The 1500-nt window shown below is 70.4% G+C and carries 1 protein-coding gene; it reads left to right on the forward strand.

Annotated features, from left to right (window positions below):
• Positions 1-159: 159 nt before the first annotated feature.
• Positions 160-1467 (forward strand): IS4 family transposase, encoded by a 1308-nt coding sequence (locus ACWFR1_RS40315; protein ID WP_453561088.1) that lies wholly within the window; start codon positions 160-162, stop codon positions 1465-1467.
• Positions 1468-1500 lie beyond the last annotated feature (33 nt).

Here is a 1500-nt window from a genome sequence, read left to right on the forward strand (position 1 = left end):
CAACGCCGTTCAGTTAAGGGTGGGGGTTGTTCGTCAAGGCCGGTGAACGAGGCAGCGGAGCTGCTGTAGAAGAGGGTTGTCCTCCAAGACATCCTCACCACAGGAGCTCCGCTGTTGGAACAGGCTGCCATAACTAGGCCGGTCGGGGTAGCGGCCGGGGTGTTCGCACCAGGCCATATCGGCGAGCTGACCCGCATCGTGCCGTTCGAGATGGTCGACGAGGTGTTGACACAGACCCGGGCGGTCGAGCGGCGGGTCCGGCTGGTACCGGCGCGGGTCACGGTCTACGTCCTGCTGGCCGGAGCGCTGTTCACCGGGCTGGGCTACCGGCAGATCTTCGACCGGCTGTGTGCCGGGCTGGCGGGCCTGGCACTGGCCCGGCCCAGCGGCAGCGCTCTGCGGCAGGCCCGCCAGCGGCTGGGACCGGCGCCCATGAAAGCGCTGTTCGACCTGGTCAGGGGCCCCGCGGCCACGACCGCTGCGGCCGGGTGGTGGCGGGGTTTGAGGGTCGTCGCCATCGACGGCACCCTGCTGCCGGTCCCGGACTGTGAGGCCAACCTCGCGGTGTTCACCCGGCAGCGGCTCGGCAACGGGATCGCCGGGTATCCGCAACTCAGGCTGGCCACGCTGGTGGCCTGCGGAACCCGGTCGGTGATCGGGGCCGTGTTCGGCCCGGCCGCCGTCGGTGAGCTGCAGTACGCCCGCCGTCTGGCGGTGGATCTGCGGGCCGGGATGCTGCTGCTGGGCGACCGGAACTTCGCCGCCGCCGCGCTGCTGAACCACTTCGCCGCCACCGGCGCGGACCTGTTGGTGCGCTGCAAGTCCGGCCGGAACCTGCCACCGGTGGCCCGCTGCCGGGACGGCTCGGTACTGGTCCGGCTCGGTGCGCTGACCGTGCGTGTCATCGACGCCGAGGTCAGCATCGTCACCTCCCGGGGCACCCGCACCGGCCACTACCGGCTGCTGACCACCCTCACCGACCCCTTGACGCACCCGGCCGGTGAACTCGTCCGGCTCTACCACGAGCGCTGGGAGATCGAGACCGTCTACGCGGAGCTGAAGTCCACGATCCTGGGCGGACACGTCCTGCGGGCCCGCACCCCGGACGGGATCGAGCAGGAGATGTGGGCCCTGCTGACCGCCTACCAGGCACTGCGGACCGCGATGACGGACGCCACCGACAGCATCGCCGGCACCGACCCCGACCGGGCCGGCTTCACCGTCGCCTTGTCCGCCGCCCGCGATCAGCTCGTCCTGGCGGCGGGCATCATCGCCGACACCCACATCGACCTGGTCGGCACCATCGGCCGCAACGTGCTGGCCCAGCTCCTGCCCGCCCGGCGGGTCCGCACCAAAGACCGCATCGTCAAACGCGCGATCTCGAAGTACAACGCACGCGGACCCGCCATCGACCGGACCACCTACAAAGCCACCATCAGCATCACCATGCTCACGAGCAGCCCTTGACGCCCCGACCCCCGCCCTAACTGAACGGCGTTG

It is taken from the genome of Streptomyces sp. NPDC055103, from assembly GCF_053607625.1.